Origin of the sequence: Xanthocytophaga agilis (assembly GCF_030068605.1) — a bacterium.
Lineage (GTDB): Bacteria > Bacteroidota > Bacteroidia > Cytophagales > 172606-1 > Xanthocytophaga > Xanthocytophaga agilis.
In genome coordinates this window covers 474,849-496,334 of sequence record NZ_JASJOU010000003.1, presented here as the reverse complement: position 1 = coordinate 496,334, position 21,486 = coordinate 474,849, and the positions used below count along the sequence as shown (strand labels likewise).

Here is a 21,486-nt window from a genome sequence, read left to right as displayed (position 1 = left end):
CAGGTTGGTCGCAGAGTTTTTATAACAACCTCTAAACCAATTCCTCTTCCTTTAAGGACAGCAGCACCTGCTTGATTACCTCTTCTACATAATTAATCAGCTCATTTAGCCGATCAATATCCAGTTGTTGGATGTCTCCTTTGCCAAGTGCTTCTATCTCACGAATCTCTTCCCTGAGAGATTGAATACCCATATTATCAATACTGGCTTTCATCTTATGTGCCAATGACCCTATTGCTGTCCAGTTTTCGGATTGCTGATATTCTCTAAGCTGTACGAGTGCTTCTGTAGACGTATCCTGAAAAATGTTAACCATCTTTTGGACAAAACTTTGATCTCCTCTGCTAAACTCTTTTAAAATAGAAAGATTATAGAGCTTCTGATAAGGAGTTTGTGTTATATTGAGAAAGTTCTCTTTTTTTAGATTTTCATATTTTTTGTCTAGCCAGGAGGCGCAACAGAGTATAAATGTTTTTTCCTCAAAAGGTTTTGACATATAGTCATTCATTCCCAGACTTAAACATTTTTCCTTTTCACCTTTAATTGCATTAGATGTCAGGGCAATAATAGGTAAGGTTTTCTGAAGCGATTTCCGGATATATTCTGTTGCCTCGTATCCATTCATTTCCGGCATCTGAATATCCATTAATATAAGATCAAAGTTGTGCAAACCACATATTCTTACTGCTTCAGCACCATTTATAGCTTCTGTAACTATAGCTCCATAGTTAGTTAGAATTGTTGTCGCCAGAAAACGATTAAATTCATTGTCTTCCACAAGTAGTATTTTACTGCCTTTTAGTATATACTGGTCATTTTGGGGAATATCATTTTTTACTATATCTGAGGAGTTACCTATATCAAAACCCAATGTAAAGGTCATGTTAGTTCCTTTATCTTTCTCACTGATTACTTCCATAGAGCCCCCCATTAGTTCAATAAGGCGTTTACTGATACTAAGTCCCAACCCTGTGCCTCCAAATTTCCGGGTGATGCTATTATCTGCTTGGGTAAAGCTATCAAAGATATGCGCCATCTTTTCCATATCAATTCCGATCCCGGTATCCGTTACCTTAAATTCGATAACCTGCATCTGAGGTGTTTCAAATTTTACGTCAGCATGGATATCAATATGTCCTTCATTGGTAAACTTTACTGCATTTCCTACCAGATTTAAGAAAATCTGATTTAATCGATAAGGATCACCACGTAAGACAGCTGCTACTTTGGGATGGATGTGAATTTTAAGCAATAATCCTTTTTCTTCAGCTTTATAGGATAATACTTCTACTACTTGCCGGAGAGTTTCCTGGATCTCAAAACCAACATGTTCCACTTGCATCTTACCTGCTTCAATTTTGGAAAAGTCCAGAATGTCGTTGATGATAACAAGCAGGTTTTCAGCCGATGTCGTAATGGCTTTCAGAAAGGAAATCTGTTGTTCGTTCAAAGATGTTTTATGCAAGAGTCGGCTCATACCCAGAATCGCATTCATTGGAGTACGAATCTCATGACTCATATTGGCCAGAAAGATCTCTTTGGCTCTGGAAGATTCTTCTGCTTTGCTTATTGCTTCCCGCAGATCGGCTTCCATTCTTTTTTGCTTGGTGATGTCCAGAAAAATGCCTGTTGTTCCAACAACTTGTTTCTGACTATCATACAAAGGACCTCCACTTCCAAGTAACCACAAAGGCTCTCCTTCTTTGGTATGTACCTCCATTTCGTAGATGTCAGAGACTCCTGTCAGTCTTTTTGTCCGAATCTCCTCTTCCTTCTCTTTTGTAAGTCCTGGTGCAAGTATATGACCGGCATGTTTTCCAGTTACTTCTTCCTGGGTATAACCAAGCATATTGCAAAAGCTCAGATTAGAGTATTGGATAATGGCATTAATATCTACTTCCATCAGACCCAGATTCATGTTCTCAATGATCTGACGATATTTTTCCTCACTACGCTGCAACAGGAATTGATTTTTTTTACGCTCTGTAATGTCTTCGTATTTCCATAAGTGACCTACATAGTCGAATCCATCAAAAATGGGAATAAAGTCGCGTTCAAAGAATCGTCCATCAGCCATTGCTACCTCTTCATGTAATACCACTTGTCGATCTTGAAGAAGTTGATCTACACGGAGAGCAAAACCTTCCGGGTCTTTGAAAAGATGTTTGGATTGCTGAGCAGAATTACTACAATCTGCTCCTACTAGCTGTTCGGCTGCGATAGGTATATTGAAATAATCACAATATAACTGATTGGTAAGTACTATTTTTCGATTATTATCTTCTACCAGAATACCACTACGTATATTGGTTATCAGAGTAGTAAGGCGATTGGCGGTATTATTTAATTCCTGCTCTACTTTCTTTCGGGTAGTAATATCTCTGCCATAAATATTGATATAGTTCTCCTTAAAAATCGGAACACATACAAATGAGTAATACGCATTTTGGGTCTTAACTTCTATTTCAACATTGGTTTGTTGAGCTTCTACGAGTTCTGCTATTTTCTGAAGAAAGGTGTCAAAGTTAAGTTTATGGGTATACATTGTGATTTCCTGCCCAATTTTCGTAATGGCTTCATTACAAAAAAGAAGCTTTCCTACAAATGAGATACGGAAGACAGGATCGGGTTTTTCAAGAACAAGATTGGCATAGGATTGTAAATGCAGGGTTCGCTTATCTACTTTTTCCTCCATAAGACGATCTACTTCTTTCAATTGTTCCTGAAAGAGTTTTAAAAAGTAATTTTTACCCTCCAGCTCCTTTTCCAGCCCTTTCTTTTCCCGTTTTGCCTTTTCCAGTTGCTGTTCAAGTGCTACAATCTTCTTTTGTAATTCTACCTCTGGGTTCATGTATATACCTGTAATAGTTGAATTCTTTTGTCAATAGTAAAAAGAGGTAGGTTGTTTTTGCGGAATGGTTAGTAAGAATTAGGATTAAAGTCTGAATTGTATCAGGAGACAGGTTCTTTTAAGTGTTCCAACTCCTGATGCAATTCTTGATTTATCTGCACAATGACTTCTTCAAAGTGACTCATCAGATAATCCAGTCGTTCCAGATTGTAGTTTCTGTGGCTGATTTGTTCAATCTCTCTGATTTCATCTCTCAAAGAGCTAATGCCCATATTTTCAATATTGGGTTTGAGTTGATGTGCCAGTGAATAGAATCTATCAAATTCACGATTTTTATGATAGCTTTTAAACTTGTTTACTGCTTCGCTGCTGGAATTAATAAAAAGCTGAATCATTTTGCAGACAAAGTTTTTATCCCCCCGGCTAATTAGTTGTAGCTGAGACAAATCGTATAGTTTTTCCCGTGTTTTCAATGTCTCAGCAACTTTTATATCCATGGTAGATTGTTTCTTGAAAAGCCATACAGAACATCTGTGAATGAGATCCTTTTCTTCAAATGGCTTAGATAGATAATCATTCATTCCGACTTCCAGACATCTTTCTTTTTCCCCTTTGATTGCATTGGCTGTCAAAGCGATGATAGGAGTCTGTTTGTTGAGATGACTACGGATATAAGAAGTTGCTTCAAATCCATTCATCTCGGGCATTTGTATATCCATCAGAATCAGATCAAAATCTTTTTTCTGGACTTTCTGCACAGCATCTAACCCATTGACAGCTTCTGTAACGATAGCTCCCTGATTACTCAGTACTGTAATTGCCAGCATCCTGTTGAATTCATTATCTTCTACAAGCAGGATCTGACGATCTGGTAACATATTTTCTGCTTCTTCTAATTTCTCTTCCTGTTCTAATGTCTCACTGTTGCCAATCTCAAAGGCTAATGTAAATGTCATGGTAGTTCCTTTCCCTTTCTCACTGAAGACTGATATACTGCCACCCATTAATTCAATAAGGCGTTTACAAATGCTGAGACCCAACCCTGTACCTCCAAATTTCCGGGTAACACTATTGTCTTCCTGGGTAAAGCTTTTGAATATGTCAGACTGTTTTTCTTTCTCGATACCAATACCTGTGTCACTGACAATAAATTCTATGCACTGACTACTTTCAGTTTCTGCTAAAAGTCGCGTTTCTATCTTGACAGAACCCTGATGTGTAAATTTCACAGCATTACCCGCCAGATTAAGTAATATCTGATTGAGTCGATAAGGATCACCTTTTAAGGCTTTGCTGATACGGTTATCAATATGTGTTTTGATGTGCAACCCTTTTTCCTCCGCTTTGTATACTATAATATCTGAAACCTGCTTCAGAATATCTTTGACAGTGAAGTCCACATGTTCCATCTGCATCTTACCTGCTTCAATTTTGGAAAAGTCCAGAATGTCGTTGATGATAACAAGCAGGTTTTCAGCCGATGTCGTAATGGCTTTCAGAAAGGAAATCTGTTGTTCGTTCAAAGATGTTTTATGCAAGAGTCGGCTCATACCCAGAATCGCATTCATTGGAGTACGAATCTCATGACTCATATTAGCCAGAAAGATCTCTTTGGCCTTTACTGACGCCTGTGCCTTACTGATCGCATCACGTAAGTCTTTTTCCATCTGCTTCTGATCTGTAATATCCAGATGTATCCCTATCGTACCGATGAAATTTTTATTGTCATCAAACAATGGAGCCCCACTGATCAATAACCATACATCATTTCCTTCTTTGTTCTTGATACAAATTTCATAGGCGTCCGAAATAGCTTTGCGTCTTCTGCTCTGAATCCTTTCCAGATTCTGTCCTATTTCGCCAAGTCTGTTGTCTCTGAAAAATATTTCTGTTGTTTTCTTTCCAATAAGTTCTTTGGATGTATAGCCAGTCATTAAACAGAAACTTTGGTTGGCATACGCGATTCTTTCCTGTAGGTCTACCTCTATCAGGCCAAGATTCATGTTTTCAATAATGTTTCTGTACTTTTCTTCGCTTTGTTCCAGTAATGCCTGATTTTTTTTTCGTATTGTAATATCCTGGAACTTCCATAAAGAACCCAGGTATTCTTTGTTATCCAGAATAGGTATGTAGTCTCTTTCAATAACACGGCCATCTTTGGTTTCCATTTCTATATCCAGAATTACCTGTCGTTCTTCGATAAGTTTACCTACCTGGTTCTGAATTACCTTAAAATCATCAAATTGTCGCTGGATGAGTTTTCTCATCTTCCAGGCATCCATACCAATCAGTTGATTTGGAGAGAGGGGGATATCAAAGTAATCGCAGAACATCTGATTGACTAACAAAACACTATCTGTTTCGTCTACAACCAGTATAGCACTCTGAATACTGGAGATAATAGTGGTCAGGCGACTAGCAGTTGCCTTGAGTGTATGTTCAATATTTTTCTGAGAGGTGATACTTCGGCCATAAATGTTTATGTAGCCTTCTTCTTTAAGCGGAACACAGGTAAATGAAAAATAATGATTACCTGTTTCTGCCTCTATCTCTTTTTGGGTATATGTATCGCATACATTTAAGGCTATATATTCCCAGAACTGATCAAACGGATAGCGTTCTTCACCAACCTGTAAATCTGATGCAATTTTGTTTATTGCTTCGTTGCAGAATATGATTTTACCGTCAAAGTCTATTCGTAGTACAGGTTCGGGGTTTTCCAGCGGCATCCTGGCCAATGATTTCATTTCCTGAGTTCGCTTTGCTACCTGATCCTCCAGTAGTTTATTTACATTTTTCAGACGCTCGTTCAGCACATACAAAGAATAGCTTTTTTCCTCTAGTTCTGCTTCAGCTTTTTTACGAGCTTCTCTTTCTTGTGCCAGTAAGCGTTTAAGCTCCAGTATATCGTCTGGTATTGTTGTCATTGTTGTATTCTGTTAACAAACTCGACTTTGAACACAGTATGTATAGTATTTTAAATCCGGTTTAAGATAAGTTTGTATGGATTCATCATGATATGGGATAATAACGCAACAATACGTGAGTGTATACATTGTTAAAGAGATAAAATCAACCCTATATATTGTGAAGAGAGGTTTTCTCTTGAATTTAATACTACTATCTATTGAATGATAAGGATCTGTAATGGTTGGTTTAAGTTGACCCAGTTGCTGGGTGGCTTTATTTGTTTAAAGTGAAAAGTATTTGACATACAGAGAGTTGTATTCAAAGATAGTAGAAGTGATGGTGTCAGAAAAGACATAGCTATTTATTAACTATCGTTTGTAATAGAATTGCAGTTTTTAATCAGACTAGTATGTTATATCAACTAGAGAAAGAGGTATTATAAAGACTAATGGCATATTTATAGTTGCAACAGCTATATGAGAAGTAGGTAATGAAATATAGAGGTTTGGAATTTATAAATGTTTTTTCCGCCTTCCAATAGCACGTAAAAACGATATAATACGTAAATCTATCAAATGGTTTAGTATCCTATATAGTAAATACCTATGATTTACTCTGAAACTTAAGCTGGTTTTACTGCGAAGGGGAAGTGAGTATATTTTTTATTCCAGATGTCTTATCAACTGATTCTCAAAAGAAAACGGAGAATATTTCTTCTGGAAATTACAGATAGTCTACATTGTAGCTTTCTGATTATCAGTTACATGAAATTTAGGTAAATACTCGCTTTAAATTGCTTAAACAGTTGTTTTTCTTATAGTTGTCTTTTCGTTAATACTTTGTTTAAGCAATAATACCTACTGGAAACCTATAGTTTTTCACCATTAAAATACATAGCTTTTATTCTGCCATATTTTGCAAAGGTTCCCATTTTTTTCCATTCTATCTTTGTCAAAAGCTAAAGGAAATCATATCATTCTTATAAATCGATTAGCTACGTGTAAGCTTATGAAAAAGACAATCCTTGTTGTTGATGATGAACCATCTATCCGACTGATTCTGGAACATTATCTGGGACTGAACTTTCAGGTCTTTGCAAAAAATAATGGAAGTGAGGCATTGGATTGGCTCCAGGCAGGAAATAAGACAGATGCAATTATCGCCGATTATTCAATGCCATTAATGGACGGGTTAGAGTTTGTTGGTAAAATTCGCTCACTTAGTGAGTATAAGGATATTCCTTTGATTATGTTATCAGGAAAGGATGAGACAAAGGAAAAAATAAAGTGTTTGAAAGCAGGTGCAGATGACTATATGATAAAGCCATTTAACCCTGAAGAATTAGAGGTGCGGATAGCCAATATTTTAAGAAGAGTAGGGTAGTATATAATACGTTTCCTTTATGAAAGAAATAACATATTCAGTGCCATCAGATTATCTTCTGGAAAAAGAAAAAATACTGGCTACCCAGCGGGAAATTGCCGAACAACGTCAACAGGAACTGGAGGCAATACGGGAAGTTACCAAAATCAAGTGGGATAAACGCCTTTTTGATATTTTCTTTTCTGCACTGGCATTGATTTGTTTACTGCCTTTATTTGCGATAATAGCTATTCTTATTAAGGTAGGGTCTAAAGGACCTGTATTCTATTACTCTTACAGAGTAGGTACAGGATATAAAATATTTAAGTTCTGGAAATTTCGTTCCATGCGCACAGATGCTGACCAGTTGCTGGATTCTCTAAAAGGTCAGAACCAGTATGCCAGTGCTGTTAAAACTACAACACCAGTGGCTACCGTCTGTGCAGAATGCGATAAAATTGGAAAGCCTTGTTCTGCATTGTTAATAGACGAGAAAGGAACGCTGATGTGTGAAAACAGCTACAAGGAAATGAAAAAGCAACAGGTAAAACCGGCCTTTCTAAAAATCAAAGATGATCCGAGAATTACCAAAGTAGGTAAGTTTATTCGAAATACCAGTATTGATGAACTTCCACAACTATACAATGTGCTGACAGGAGATATGTCTATTGTAGGCAATCGTCCTTTACCTTTGTATGAAGCAGAAAAACTTACTACAGATCAGTTTGCCACACGTTTCAATGCTCCTGCAGGCATTACAGGATTATGGCAGGTGAGTAAACGGGGCAAAGGAAATATGTCAGAGGAAGAACGAATTGCTCTTGATAACAACTATGCTCAAAATCACTCGTTGAAACGGGATCTGGGAATTCTATTACGTACAATCCCTGCTCTGTTTCAGAAAGAGAGTGTCTAACTATACACTATAAATTCAACGACATTTCCGCAGTTTTATCTATGCTGGTTTTACTGGCATATTGTGAATCCATTGTTTTTATAAAATGAAAAAGCTTTTGCTTCTACTGTTTCTGAATACTATCACTCTTTCTGTACTATATGGACAAAGTACAGGGACAGAGTATGTAGCAGATTCTGTATGGCAGCAGAAATTGTTTGAATCACCTGATAAAATCTTACCTGTGTTGATTCAGGCTGCATTGCAACATGCACCTGAAGTAGAAATTGAGCTGGCTGAAAAGGAGATTGTTACTCAGGATGCCATCATTGTACGAAAAGCGTTGTTAAGTGGTGTTTCTCTGGTCTCCGCCTATAATTATGGAACGGCGGGCAATCTTTCTGTGACAGAATCTACTATCAATAATCCGGTGAATTCTTTTACAACAGCTAAGTCATCCCGCTATACTGTTGGAGTCAATCTTTCTCTTCCATTGGATAAGGTATTTACCAGAGGAAATCAGTTAAAGAAAAAACAAATAGAACTTCACCAGACTGAATTAAATCAGAAAATAAAGGAGAATGATATCCGTAAGGAAGTGATTGGCTTATATCAGGAGCTGGTATTAACCAATCGCATACTGTTACTCTCCAACGAATCTGTGAATTCTATGCAGATTCATAAAAAGATGGCAGAGAAAGAATTTGTAGAAGGTGAAATTCCAGTTTCTGAAATAGTCAGAGTAAGCGAAATGTATACAAAAGCTGCTGTTAGTAATGAAGAAGTAAAAAGTAAGCTAAAATCTATGTATCTGTTGCTTGAGCAGCGGGTGGGTGTAAAACTGAGTGAACTGCTGATTGGAAAATGAGTCTGATTGATCTTATACGGTTACTGGTTAGAAACTGGTTGATGTTGACAGTTATCCCTGTGATACTGGCAGGAACCATCTTTTACCTGACCCGTCATGAAACAAAGATCTACTCTTCAGAGACAACAGTCTATACAGGTATTGCGTCTGGGTATACACTTCAGGGAAATGCTCAGGCCGACTTTTTTGCAACCAGCAATGCGTTTGATAACCTTTTAAATCTGATTAACTCCCGTCAGACACGTGAAGAGGTTGCTGTGCGGCTTCTGGCTAGTCACTTGATGCTGAAAAAACATGATCCTGATCTGCTCAGTTGGAAGTCTTACTCCAAATTACATGAGTTGATCAGTGATTCTCTTACCCGAATCATTGTAGCGGATACAAAAGAAAAGACCATCACTAATATCTATGGTCTGTTGAGGCGGGATGCTCAAAATGCCGTGTATCTGCTCATAAATGGAGATAAGCCGAATTATTCTATTACGGCTCTCTCTAAAATGACAGCTATACGTTTGAATTCCAGCGATCTGGTGAAAATTCAATATGAATCTGAAGACGCTGCTATGTGTAAGAACTCTCTGGAAATACTGACAGAAGTATTTATCCGTAAAAAGAGAGAGCTTCGGGAAGGTCAAACAGAGTCTGTCATCAAATATTTTGAAGAGGAGGTCGCCAAAGCACAAATGAAATTGGGCGAGGCAGAACAAAAATTTCTGGCATTTAACAAGAATAACAATATCATCAACTACTACGAGCAAACTAAATATATATCGGCGGAGAAGGAGGAGTTGTATGATAAGTATAACGGTTTGGAGATGGACTATGCTGGTTCCTTCTCTGTGATGGGAATGATTGAGCAGAAGCTGCAAAACCGGACAGGTGTCAGTCTGAATGCTCAGGAGATTATGTCTTATCGTAGTCAGTTAAGCAAGATATCCACTGAACTGGCTAAAATGGAACTTTATTCCAAAGATAACAATGATCAGCAGGCACAAACGCAGATAGAAGACCTGAGAAAACAGGCAGATAATGTGTCCCAACAGATCAAAACTAGTGTAGATAACCTTTTTAAAAATACACACACTGTTCAGGGATTACCTAGTAAAGATTTGCTGGATGACTGGGTCAAGAATGCCATTATAGCAGAAGAAACAAAATCGCGTTTGTCTGTTATGGATAAACGTAAACAGGAGTTTCAGCAGGTATATGAACAAATGGCTCCATTGGGAGCGACATTGAAGAGAATAGAGAGAGAAATAGATATAGCAGAAAAGGAATATTTGTCTCTGTTACATGGCCTCAATCTGAGCCGATTAATGCAACAAAGTAATGAACTTGCCTCCAATCTCAAAATTATGGATGCGCCCTATTTGCCTGTAAAGTCAAAGGGGTCTAAGCGGATGATTTTGGTAATTGCTGGTGGGTTTGGTGGATTTGTGATTATTGCAGCTTGTTTGATTGCTATGGAAATGGCAGACAAAAATCTCAAAAAGTTATCGTTAGCTGCAAAGCGTATAGGATTGGCTATGTTTGGAATATATCCACTCCTGATGAAGGGATCTACATGGAATAAGTTTTTGACTCGGGTTGAAGAACTGCTTGTTCAGCAACTTTTACTAAAGAAAGGTCAGTCCAATACAAAATCTGTATATACAGTCGCAATCATAAGTACCCAGAATGGAGAAGGAAAGACGACGATTGCTCGGTCTCTGGCCTATAAACTCAATCAAATGCAGCAACCTTCAGTGGTTGTTTTGCCAAATAACCACAAAGAGAGCCTAACAGATCATACAGAATCGGATTGTTTCTATAATGTGTTTTCCAATTTGAGTACAGCCCAATCCTGGACAGAGATGACCAAAGGTAAAGTAACGGATGGATTCTTGTTGCTAGAAATCCCTGCCTTACTTGAAAATACCTATCCGGTGGCTTTACTGAAAGAAGTAGATTTAATTCTACTGGTTGCTAGAGCAAACCGTAACTGGCGACCAGCTGATAAGCTGGTACTTGAACAATTACAACAATTGACTGCAACACCTATTGAAATAATAGTGAATGGTGTGAATCCGGAACATACCGAAGAATGGATTGGAGAAGTACCTAAAACACGTAGCAAACTGCGCCGCTGGACCAAAAGAATGATGAAAATGGAGTTTAAAAAGAAGATAGGTTTTGCAGTCCGGAAAAAGTCTGATAAGGGCATGTAGTTCATTTTACTAAGCAGGAACGGATATGAATATAGCTACTATAGTTAAAAATAAGCATCTCCAGTCATTGGCAGGAAATCTGTTACCTGCTCTTTTAGGGTTGCTTTCTTTTATGCTTTTAGCACGTGGTCTCTCTAAAAGTGATTTTGGTAGTTGGGCTCTATATCTTTCCTCTTTTACTTTACTGGAAATGATTAAGTCAGGTGGTGTTCAAACTGCTTTGGTAATGAGAATTTCCGGAAAAGAAGAGTCTGAGAAGAATAAGACTATTGGAGCTGCCTGGAAACTGATTACCCTCATATCTCTGACTGCAGGATCCTTATTATTTATAGCTTCATTCTTCAGACATGCTGACTGGAATCAAGGTTTAGTATCTTTCCTGTATTGGTATCCATTGGTTGGGTTTATTACTATTCCATTTAATCTGAGTCAAGCTATCCTGCAGTCTGAACATCGTTTTGATAGATTACTGCTTCTGCGTTTCATAAATAGCATTGGATTGCTGGTTATTTCAGGGGTTGTATTTTTCTATCATATTTCTCTGCAGGATGTGATTGTAGGGCATGCTTTGCTGCAATTAGTATGCTGTACCTTTCTGATTGTTTCTGGTTGGGCTAAATTATATACTATTTCATTGGCGTCCTGGAGACGTGTAAAAGAATTATTCCGGTTGGGAAAATATTCTTTTGGTACACTTGCAGCTACAAACATGCTTAAAAGTGCAGATACCTTTTTGATTGGTGCCTTTATGGGCCCAGCTGCTGTAGGTATCTATTCTATTCCTTTGAGACTGGTTGAAGTGTTAGAGATTCCCTTACGTAGTGCTGTAGGTACTGCCTTTCCTCGCTTTTCGAGTTTGTACAATCTGGGTGATAAACAAGAGATGAGGGTGCTGTTTTATCAATATGCAGGAGTAGTCTCATGGTTATTTATCCCAGTATTAGTAGGTTGTTTTGTGATGGCGGATCATCTGGTAGTATGGTTGGGTGGTGATGCCTATGCCTCTTCAGCAGGGATCTTCCGTGTTTTTCTGTGTTATGGGTTATTTCTACCTATGGATCGTTTCTCCGGAGTATTACTGGATGCATTGCAAAAACCTGCGCTGAATCTGACCAAAGTGCTGGCAATGGCCATCTTCAATATTTTGGGTGATATAGTGGCCTTGTATTTTTTTCATGATCTGCATGTAGTTGCATTTGTATCTGTGTGTAATGCAGCTATTGGAATACTCCTGGGTTTTTATTTAAGTCGCAGATTTATATATGTCCGCATTAGCGATACAATATGTCGTGGATGGGTGATTATTAAAGGTGCAGTGTTGAAGTATATTCAGCCTGTACAAAAGGAGGGACCTGCATGGCACAAATAAATGCATTCTCTTCAGAAAAGCCCTGGATCGTCAGATATATATGGCCAATATGTATACTGGCAGCAATTGCGCTTGGCTGGCTAACAGTTCGCAAGGGAATCGTTATTCCAGGGTTACTCATTGCACTGCCTTTTGCCATTGCCTTTTTTATTGGATTGTTTTTACAACCGCGTATTGCTCTCATAACCTATATCATCTATTGTTTTGTGATTATGGGAGTCATACGACATGTGAAAGGACCGCCATTTGGTTTGGGAATGGAAGCTTTATTGCTGCTGGGTTGGTTGGCCATTCTGTTTTACCAGACAGATCGATTTCCCATGTCCAAGACAAAAAATGATTTGTGCAAAATGGGAACAGCCTGGATGATCATCAATATTCTGGAAATTGGCAATCCGGCAGGAGCTAGTATAGTAGGATGGTTTTATGAAATGCGTTCTTCTGCCCTAGCCTGGTATATGATTGTTCCGTTGGCGTTTATGGTGTTTGATAAACCCAGGGATCTCAATCTATTTCTGATGTTGGTGCTTGGCTTTTCAACTTTAGGGGCTTTGTATGGAATAAAACAATTGTATCTGGGAGTAGATGAAATGGAACATTTATGGTTGGAAGCAGGTGCAAAAAAAACACATTTGCTTTTTGGCAAATTACGTGTATTCTCATTTTATAGTGAAGCTGCTCAGTTTGGGGCTTCTCAAGCACATGTGGCTGTGATTTCTCTTGTGCTTGCATTGGGACCCTATAAACTATGGAAGAAGGCTTTGTTTGGAATAATGGGATTGCTTATTCTCTATGGAATGCTCATCTCTGGTACACGAGGGGCGATGTTTGTATTGGCAGGAGGGATTTTTACCTATCTGTTTTTAAGTGGACAAACTCGTATCCTGATTCTGGGAATGATTGTCGCAATGATTGCTTTTGGTATACTAAAGTATACAACAATAGGAAATAATAATTCTGATATTGTTCGTATGCGGACCTCACTCGATCCCAATGATCCTTCACTACAAGTCCGTTTTAAAAATCAGCAGATATTAAGAGATTACATGAGTTCCCGGCCTTTTGGAGGAGGTGTAGGTGTAATAGGTATGTGGGGAGTGACATATAATGCAGACAAGTTTCTTTCCACGATCCCCCCTGATAGTTTGTATGTCAAGGTCTGGGCTATGTATGGTATTGTAGGGTTTCTCATCTGGTTTGGAATCATGTTATACATATTAGGCAAGTGTTGTGGAATAGTTTGGATGACTGAAGATAAGGCATTAAAACAAAAGCTGGCTGCACTGACTGCTGGTTTTGCGGGAGTATTACTGGCCAGTTATGGAAATGAAGTATTGAATCAGATGCCCTCCGGAATGATTGTGTACTTATCATGGGTCTTTGTTTTTCTGGGACCTCAATGGGAGTTGGAAAAATGTCAGCTTTCAACTGCATCTTTAGCTATATAAGTCAAACCATAATTACATAGACGAAAAGTAGGGAGTTTTCCCGAATGTAAATAGTATTCAAACAGTGTCTGATCAAAAGGTTGATATGGAAAGACCGTTGGTTTCTATTGTAAGTGTAATCTATAATCAGGTTGAGATTACCTGTGCGATGCTTACTTCTTTGCGAAAGCTGACTTATCCGAATATAGAAGTATTTGTTGTGGATAATGATTCTCCATTAGAAGATTCCTCTGTGATTAAAAAACGATTTCCAGAAGTACATCTTATTGAGTCTGAAGAGAACCTTGGATTTGCAGGAGGTAATAATCTGGCTGTAAGACAAGCCAAAGGCAAATATGTATTATTTCTCAACAACGATACGGAAGTAGATGCCGGATTTCTGGAACCTTTGGTTGAATTATTTGAGAATAATCCCACGGCTGGGGTGGCGTCTCCAAAGATTATTTATTATGGTACGGAAGGCATTATTCAATATGCCGGTTGCACTGGTATCAATCACTGGACAGGGAGAGGTAGTGCTATTGGCAGCAAAGAGAAAGATCAAGGGCAATACAATGATCTTCGGTTAACAGATCTGGCAAATGGTGCAGCTATGATGGTTCCCATGGAAGTAATTCATAAAGCCGGATTAATGCCAGAACAATACTTTCTCTACTATGAAGAGCATGATTGGTGCGAGATGATCAAGCGGGCAGGATATTCCTGTCATTATGTGGGTACTTCAACGATTTATCATAAAGAATCTATGTCAGTAGGGAAGGGATCTGTATTAAAAACGTACTATCTCAACAGAAACCGCCTGCTATTTATGCGAAGAAATCTGAAAGGGTGGCAGCAATGGGTAAGTATCCTGTTTTTTCTTCTGGTAGCTATTCCCAAAAATACTTTGATGTTCGGTTTGCAACGGCAATGGAAACATGTAGATGCCTTATGGCGGGGGGTAAGATGGCATCTGAGCCGACAAAATATTCATCAGAATATATTTATCACACGATAGATATGTGTCCCCTTATAATCCGCAATAATCTGACAGAAATTGAAAGTAGTGAATGCAATGATTTACCTGTGACAGTAAACCAGCCTTTTGTATGTATGCAATAACAAATGTAAAAACAGTACTTAGCCAGCGTGCTGCTTTGATTCGTGAACAACATCCAGGTCAGTCTGGCCTGCAACTGATGTTGCGTATGGGATTGGATTTGTTTGCTGGTATTGGCAAGATGCTAGCTGCCCGCTATTATCTGCGGGGATGCCAGATAGGAAAAATGGTGTCTGTAAAAGGAAAACCTATGTTCAAAAATGAAGGACATGTTAGTATTGGTAATCAGGTACGTATATGGTCGGTTATTCAGCAGGCAAAAATCTTTGTAGGAAAAGGAGCTACGTTATCTATTGGTGATAATTCAAGAGTAAACGGTGTACATATTTCTGCCAGTGAACGAATTGAAATTGGTAAGAATGTTCGCATGGCTCCCTATACCATTATTATGGATGACGATTTTCATGATCCATCCAATCATTTCTCATCTGGTAAAAAAGCCCCTATCATTATTGAAGACGATGTTTGGATTGCAACCAGAGCGATCATTCTAAAAGGTGTAACAATCGGGCGAGGGTCTGTGATTGCGGCAGGTGCTGTGGTCAGCAAGGATGTAGAGCCTTATACAGTAGTAGCAGGAGTACCTGCAAAACCTATAAAAAAAATAAAACCATGAGTATACTGGAAACTGTGATTCAGGTAATATTGTATGTTACAGCTGGCTATCTGGCATTTCATACTGTATATCTACTGTTTTTCGCTGTAGCTGGACATTTTTATAAGGAAGGCATAAAAGCCAACAAGCCCATTTATAAAAACAGGCCTATTTGTGTATTGATACCTGCCTATAAAGAAGATGCTGTTATTCTTGAGACAGCCCAGAAAGCTTTAAAGCATAACTATGCAGGTGACTTCAGGGTTGTTGTCATTGCTGATCAGTTACAGGCATTTACTCTTCAGACATTGCGTAGTTTAGGTGCAGAAGTGATAGAGGTACATTTCGAGAAAAGCACTAAGGGAAAAGCACTCCGATATGCTATAGACCTGTTGCCTGAACATATTTATCCCATTGCTGTGATACTGGATGCAGACAATATTATGAGTGATGGATTTCTGAATCAGGTGGATATTGCATTTGATAATGGATATCGGGTGGTTCAGGGACATCGGACTGCCAAAAATGTGGATACATCTTTTGCCTTACTGGATGCCTGCAATGAGGAGGTCAATAATCATATATTCCGTAAGGGACACCGTGCGGTAGGATTATCCTCTGCTCTGATTGGTTCAGGAATGGCTTTTGAGTTTACCTATCTTAAGAAGCTGCTTGCTGATATTGGTGAAACTGCTGGTGAAGATAAAGAGCTTGATATAAGAGTGCTACGTGACAAGGTGACCATTCACTATCTGGAAACAGGATGGGTGTATGATGAGAAAGTATCAAGTGCCCAGGTCTTTACTAAACAACGCACACGCTGGATTGCCACCCAGATTGATTTCGTTGGAGGACACTTATCAGCTGGTTTGTATCAACTTCTGTTTAATGGAAATGTTGCCTTCTTTGATAAGATAGTACAGTCCCTGTTGCTACCTCGGGTATTGCTTATGGGTATTTTAACGGGAATTACTTTCCTGAGTATATTCTTACCCTGGGGACCTTCATTTCTATTCTGGTTTTCACTACTTATTCTTACTGGAAGTGCTTTACTGATTGCACTTCCTAAGAGATTCTATAACAAACAACTCTGGCACGCCTTAGGCAATCTGCCAGTTGCTCTGAAAGCAATGAGTATTGCCTTGATTCGCAGCCGGAAAGCTGGTAATACATTTATTCATACTCCTCATACATCAACATCTAACGCTAAACTGTAACAACTATGCCTTGGGATATTATTGCTATACCTGCTATTCTGGCACTTGTATTTGGATTTTTGAATGGGAAGAAAGTGAAAGAGAAACTAGCTGCTCAGCCCGTAAAAAAGGGACGATATGGAAAATAAAGATATTGTTATGCTGGTCCAGCAAAGCTGGGATCTGGAGATAGGGAGTAATGCCCGAAATCTTGCTATGGAGTTTGCCAGGAAAAACAGGGTATTGTATGTGAATCCTCCTCTGGATATCAAGACTGTGTTGAAGGGAAGAAAAGATCCTAAAGTGCGTCAGAGATTAAAATCTGTCTGGAATGTAGCACCATCTTTACAGCAGGTAGATACAAATATATGGATCTATACACCTGATTGTATTTGTTTATCAATCAATTGGTTGACTTCAAAGTCGTTGTTTCGTCGGTTGAATGGATACAATAACAGATTACTGGCAAAATCCGTTTGGAAAGCTATCTGTCAGTTAGAATTTTCCGGATTTACTTTATTTAACGATAGCCAAATGTTTTTAGGGTTGAATCAGAAAGAACTGATACATCCTGAGAAATATATTTACTATGTACGGGATTATCTGATTACACAAGATTATTTTAAAAAACATGGTACCTGGAGCGAAGCAGAACTGATGCAAAAAGCAGATCTGGTAGTAGCTAACTCTGCTTATCTGGCAGACTATGCGCGTAAAAGTAATCCCCAAAGTTATGATATAGGTCAGGGATGTGAACTGGACGCATTTGATCCTGCTGTTAAACATTCCGTTCCTATTGAATTAACCAACTTGCCAAGACCTATTATTGGATATACTGGATTTCTTACTGCTGCCCGGCTGGATATAACCTTGCTTGAAAGTCTTGCTGATGCCCGACCTGACTGGAGTTTTGTGTTGGTAGGGCCGGAAGACCAGGTTTTTAAAGATTCCAGGCTTCATCAGAAGAAAAATGTCTACTTCACAGGAACTAAGCCACCATCTCAGTTGCCTGCTTATTTACAACATCTGGATGTTTGTATCAATCCGCAACTGGTAAATGAACTTACTATAGGCAATTATCCCCGTAAGATAGACGAGTATCTGGGAATGGGTAAACCTGTTGTTGCCACCAGTACACGTGCTATGGAGATGTTTGCAGACTATGTATACCTGGCAAAAAGTTCAGGTGAATATATTGTTTTACTTGAAAAAGCACTGGCCGAAGACAATCATGCACAGGCATTAGCCCGAACGGCATTTGCGAAAGGACATACATGGGACGCATCTGCCCAGGCAATGTACGATGCATTGAAGCCTTCATTATTAAAACAAAAAGAGCCTGTCTATGAGCCTTAAAACACAGACCTATTATCCTGGTCTGGATGCTATTCGCGGAGTACTTATTATTCTGGTAGTGCTTTCTCATTGCCTCTCTCCTGGTACGCCAGTATTTATTCTGTACTCTTTCCATATGCCTCTTTTTCTGGGTATAGGCGGATTTCTTATTAAACGGGACTATATCAGAAATACAAGTACATTCCAGATTTTGCACAAGTATCTATATCGGATGATTATACCCTGGATACTGGCAGTAGGTATTTATTATCTGTGGCGCAGGTTATTGAATATTTCGGTTGATCCACAACATGAGATCCTATATCCATACTATCATTTATGGTTTGTACCTGCCTTATTATGTATGGTATTAACTGTAAAGTTATTTGAATACTGGAATGTTCCTTACAACGTTGTTTTGGGTGCAAGTATGCTTCTTTGTCTGGGATGGTATATCCTCTATAGAGAACATCCTGACAATGCAATCTATCCCTGGTTATATTATCTGGGGGATAAACGTATCTATGGCTATTTTGGATTTTTTTATCTTGGATATATATTAAGGGCGTATCCGGATTTAGTTCCAAAGGTTAAAATACACTATGTATTGCTTGTTGCAGGGGTCTCTTTATTTTTATTGATAGTTTCTATTTATTTTCCTGTTAACCGACTGGTTTCTTTTTTGCCTTATTGGGTATTAAATATAGGTCTGATTTATTGGGCAATAGTATATGCTTCGGAACAGACACTAACTAAAAATTCATTCATTCTCTTTTGTAACAAGCAGTCACTGGCTATTTATCTATATCATTATTCAGTAATTCTGCTTGCCAGTTCATTTCTGACCATTAAAGGACCTCTTACAGTCGCTCTCTTTTTAATTACAGTAGTTGCCACTTACCTGACAGTCTATCTGACTTCGTCTTTGCCTTTCGTTAATAAATATTTCTTTGGGTATACAAAGGCCTGATTATGAATACACCTTTACGGATTGGTATCGAGGCCCAACGGCTTTTTCGTGCCCGAAAACATGGTATGGATATCTATGCACTGGAGCTAATAAAAGCTCTACAGAAAATAGATACAATAAATCAGTATTACATTTTTGCCCAACCGGGCGAAGATGAACAATGCATAGATGAGACTAAGAACTTTCATATCATAACCCAGAAGACCTTATCTTATCCTCTTTGGGAACAATGGACTTTACCAGATCTGGCAAAAAAGTATTCTTTAGATCTATTGCATTGCACGGCTAATACAGCCCCTCTGATATTAAAAACCAAATTGTTACTGACATTGCATGATGTGATATTCATGCAAAAGGATCCTCAGATTAAGGGAAAGAAGGGTAATTCCTATCAACATTTTGGAAATATGTATAGAAAGTGGGTCGTTCCTTCTGTTGCCAGAAAAGCGGACGCGCTGCTTACTGTATCCAACTTTCAGAAACATGAGATTGCACGGGTGCTTAATGTATCTGAACAAAAAATTCAGGTGACCTATAATGGAGTAGCTCCACATTTCTTTGAAGAACTGGACGAACGTTATCTGGCACAGATTCGACACAAATACCATTTGCCGGAAAAGTTTTTCTTTTTTCTGGGTAATACGGAACCCCGAAAGAATCTTACAGGCGTATTAAAGTCCTTCTATATTTTTCAGCAACAGAATCCCAATCTGGCTTCATTAGTCATTAAAGGCATAGATGAAGCTTATCTGATGCAGAAATTGACAGAAGAGGGCATACAGGATATTCGAAAATATATACATCTGGTTTCCTATTTAACATCAGAGGAACTGGCTGCTCTGTATCATCTGTCAGATTGTTTTCTGTTTCCTTCTTTTAGTGAAGGATTTGGTATTCCTATTATTGAAGCTATGGCTTGTGGTACTCCTGTGATAACCTCACAAACAACCTCTATGCCTGAAATTAGTGGAGGAGCTACATTACTAATTAATCCCGCAGATGCAGGAGAGATGGCGGTGGCCATGAAACAGATGCTATGTAATACAGCTCTGGCTGAACGATTCCGAAAAGCTGGTAAGAGTCGGGCTACTTCATTTTCATGGAAAGATACTGCACTCTCTACACTGGCCACTTATGAAAAAATAGCTGGTCGAATCTCTACCTCTCACTCAAATGTATATGCAAGTTATTGAAATCCTGTTCTGGATCTGTGTAAGTATAGTATTCTATACCTTTATAGGCTATGCCCTGCTGGTTGGTATATGGGCAAAGGTTACTAAATTATGGACAAAGAAAAATTTTGACCAATCATATGAGCCGGAAGTGACATTGGTTATTCCTGCTTACAATGAGGCAGATATTCTTGCACAAAAGATAGAAAATTGCCTGGAACTTGATTATCCGGCTGAGAAGCTTCAACTGATTGTGATTACAGATGGTTCGAATGACCATTCGGCCTCTATCCTGGAAAAATATCCTCGGGTACTGCATGTACACGAAGCTGCCCGTAAAGGTAAAGCTGCTGCAGAGAATCGGGTAATGCATTTTGTAAAACACCCACTGGTAATTTTTACAGATAGTAATACGCGTCTTAACAAAGAAGCTGTACGGGAAATTATCAAACACTACCAAGATCCTAAGGTAGGAGCAGTATCCGGAGAAAAGAAAGTACAGCAGGATCAATCCGCAGCTGGAAATGGAGAAGGACTTTATTGGAAATATGAGTCTTTTTTGAAACGGTGTGATTCGGATATTTATAGCCTGATGGGTGCTGCTGGTGAATTGGTTTCTTTTCGTAAAGAACTATTTGCTCCTCTGGAAGAGGATAGTATTCTGGATGACTTTGTCCAATCTTTGAGAATTGTAGAGAAAGGATATAAGGTAGTGTATGAACCTAAGGCATTTGCTTCCGAATTACCTTCTGAATCATTGAAAGATGAGATGAAACGTAAAATTCGCATTTGTGCAGGAGGATGGCAATCTATGTCTCGGCTTACAAGCCTGCTGAATATATTTAAGCATCCGATAGTAACATTTCTTTATGTTTCACACCGGGTATTACGCTGGAGTTTGACGCCATTGATTCTGGCTATCTTGTTGCCTGTAAGTGCCTATTTGTCTTTCCAGTTAGGGGGATTCTATACCTTGTTCACAATTTCTCAAATTCTGTTCTATGCAATGGCATACATTGGCTGGTATGCTGATGGCCGTGGCAGGAAAATAAAATTGCTTCTGATTCCGCTGTATTTCAGCATGATGAATGTTGCAGTATTTTTTGGTTTTTTGCGTTTTGTCCGTCAGTCGCAGCCTGCGGCCTGGGAAAAAGCAAAAAGATCTGCTTATGCCTGATGTTTCAAGCCTTCTAAAACAAAACAATTATT

16 protein-coding genes are annotated in these 21,486 nt (G+C 38.6%); 14 read left to right on the top strand and 2 right to left on the bottom strand.

Annotation, left to right across the window (positions count from 1 at the left end; all coding sequences use genetic code 11):
- Positions 1 to 31 precede the first annotated feature (31 nt).
- Complete coding sequence (locus QNI22_RS12395; protein ID WP_314510945.1) at positions 32 to 2,851, bottom strand: ATP-binding protein; 2,820 nt, start codon at positions 2,849 to 2,851, stop codon at positions 32 to 34.
- Between the two features lie 101 nt (positions 2,852 to 2,952).
- Positions 2,953 to 5,778, bottom strand: a complete 2,826-nt coding sequence (locus tag QNI22_RS12390) for a PAS domain S-box protein (RefSeq protein WP_314510944.1) — start codon at positions 5,776 to 5,778, stop codon at positions 2,953 to 2,955.
- Positions 5,779 to 6,769: 991 nt separating this feature from the next.
- Between QNI22_RS12390 and QNI22_RS12385 the strand changes: the two genes are divergently transcribed.
- The 14 genes from QNI22_RS12385 to QNI22_RS12320 all read left to right on the top strand — a co-directional run bounded on the left by QNI22_RS12385 (position 6,770) and on the right by QNI22_RS12320 (position 21,454).
- Positions 6,770 to 7,144, top strand: coding sequence for a response regulator transcription factor (locus QNI22_RS12385; protein WP_314510943.1), 375 nt, complete (start codon positions 6,770 to 6,772; stop codon positions 7,142 to 7,144).
- 19 nt (positions 7,145 to 7,163) lie between these two features.
- Positions 7,164 to 8,039, top strand: coding sequence for a sugar transferase (locus QNI22_RS12380; RefSeq protein WP_314510942.1), 876 nt, complete (start codon positions 7,164 to 7,166; stop codon positions 8,037 to 8,039).
- An 85-nt stretch (positions 8,040 to 8,124) separates the two neighbouring features.
- Positions 8,125 to 8,886: a TolC family protein gene (locus QNI22_RS12375; protein WP_314510941.1), complete on the top strand. Its 762-nt coding sequence runs from the start codon at positions 8,125 to 8,127 to the stop codon at positions 8,884 to 8,886.
- Positions 8,883 to 11,093 (top strand): GumC family protein, encoded by a 2,211-nt coding sequence (locus QNI22_RS12370; protein ID WP_314510940.1) that lies wholly within the window; start codon positions 8,883 to 8,885, stop codon positions 11,091 to 11,093. Before QNI22_RS12375 ends, QNI22_RS12370 begins: the two co-directional genes overlap by 4 nt.
- 25 nt (positions 11,094 to 11,118) lie before the next feature.
- Positions 11,119 to 12,462, top strand: a complete 1,344-nt coding sequence (locus QNI22_RS12365) for an oligosaccharide flippase family protein (RefSeq protein ID WP_314510939.1) — start codon at positions 11,119 to 11,121, stop codon at positions 12,460 to 12,462.
- A complete protein-coding gene (locus tag QNI22_RS12360) occupies positions 12,450 to 13,910 on the top strand; it encodes an O-antigen ligase family protein (protein WP_314510938.1) in 1,461 nt (486 codons plus the stop codon). The genes QNI22_RS12365 and QNI22_RS12360 overlap by 13 nt, the downstream gene beginning before the upstream one ends.
- A gap of 64 nt (positions 13,911 to 13,974) precedes the next feature.
- Positions 13,975 to 14,907, top strand: a complete 933-nt coding sequence (locus QNI22_RS12355) for a glycosyltransferase family 2 protein (RefSeq protein WP_314510937.1) — start codon at positions 13,975 to 13,977, stop codon at positions 14,905 to 14,907.
- A 91-nt stretch (positions 14,908 to 14,998) separates the two neighbouring features.
- Positions 14,999 to 15,625, top strand: a complete 627-nt coding sequence (locus tag QNI22_RS12350; RefSeq protein WP_314510936.1) for an acyltransferase — start codon at positions 14,999 to 15,001, stop codon at positions 15,623 to 15,625.
- A complete protein-coding gene (locus QNI22_RS12345; protein WP_314510935.1) occupies positions 15,622 to 16,821 on the top strand; it encodes a glycosyltransferase family 2 protein in 1,200 nt (399 codons plus the stop codon). Before QNI22_RS12350 ends, QNI22_RS12345 begins: the two co-directional genes overlap by 4 nt.
- Positions 16,822 to 16,826: 5 nt before the next feature.
- A complete protein-coding gene (locus tag QNI22_RS12340) occupies positions 16,827 to 16,949 on the top strand; it encodes a hypothetical protein (RefSeq protein WP_314031354.1) in 123 nt (40 codons plus the stop codon).
- Positions 16,939 to 18,156, top strand: a complete 1,218-nt coding sequence (locus QNI22_RS12335) for a glycosyltransferase (protein WP_314510934.1) — start codon at positions 16,939 to 16,941, stop codon at positions 18,154 to 18,156. The genes QNI22_RS12340 and QNI22_RS12335 overlap by 11 nt, the downstream gene beginning before the upstream one ends.
- On the top strand, positions 18,146 to 19,105 hold the full coding sequence (locus QNI22_RS12330) for an acyltransferase family protein (protein ID WP_314510933.1): 960 nt from the start codon (positions 18,146 to 18,148) through the stop codon (positions 19,103 to 19,105). Before QNI22_RS12335 ends, QNI22_RS12330 begins: the two co-directional genes overlap by 11 nt.
- 2 nt (positions 19,106 to 19,107) lie before the next feature.
- Positions 19,108 to 20,298 (top strand): glycosyltransferase family 4 protein, encoded by a 1,191-nt coding sequence (locus QNI22_RS12325; RefSeq protein WP_314510932.1) that lies wholly within the window; start codon positions 19,108 to 19,110, stop codon positions 20,296 to 20,298.
- Complete coding sequence (locus tag QNI22_RS12320; RefSeq protein WP_314510931.1) at positions 20,285 to 21,454, top strand: glycosyltransferase family 2 protein; 1,170 nt, start codon at positions 20,285 to 20,287, stop codon at positions 21,452 to 21,454. The genes QNI22_RS12325 and QNI22_RS12320 overlap by 14 nt, the downstream gene beginning before the upstream one ends.
- Positions 21,455 to 21,486 lie beyond the last annotated feature (32 nt).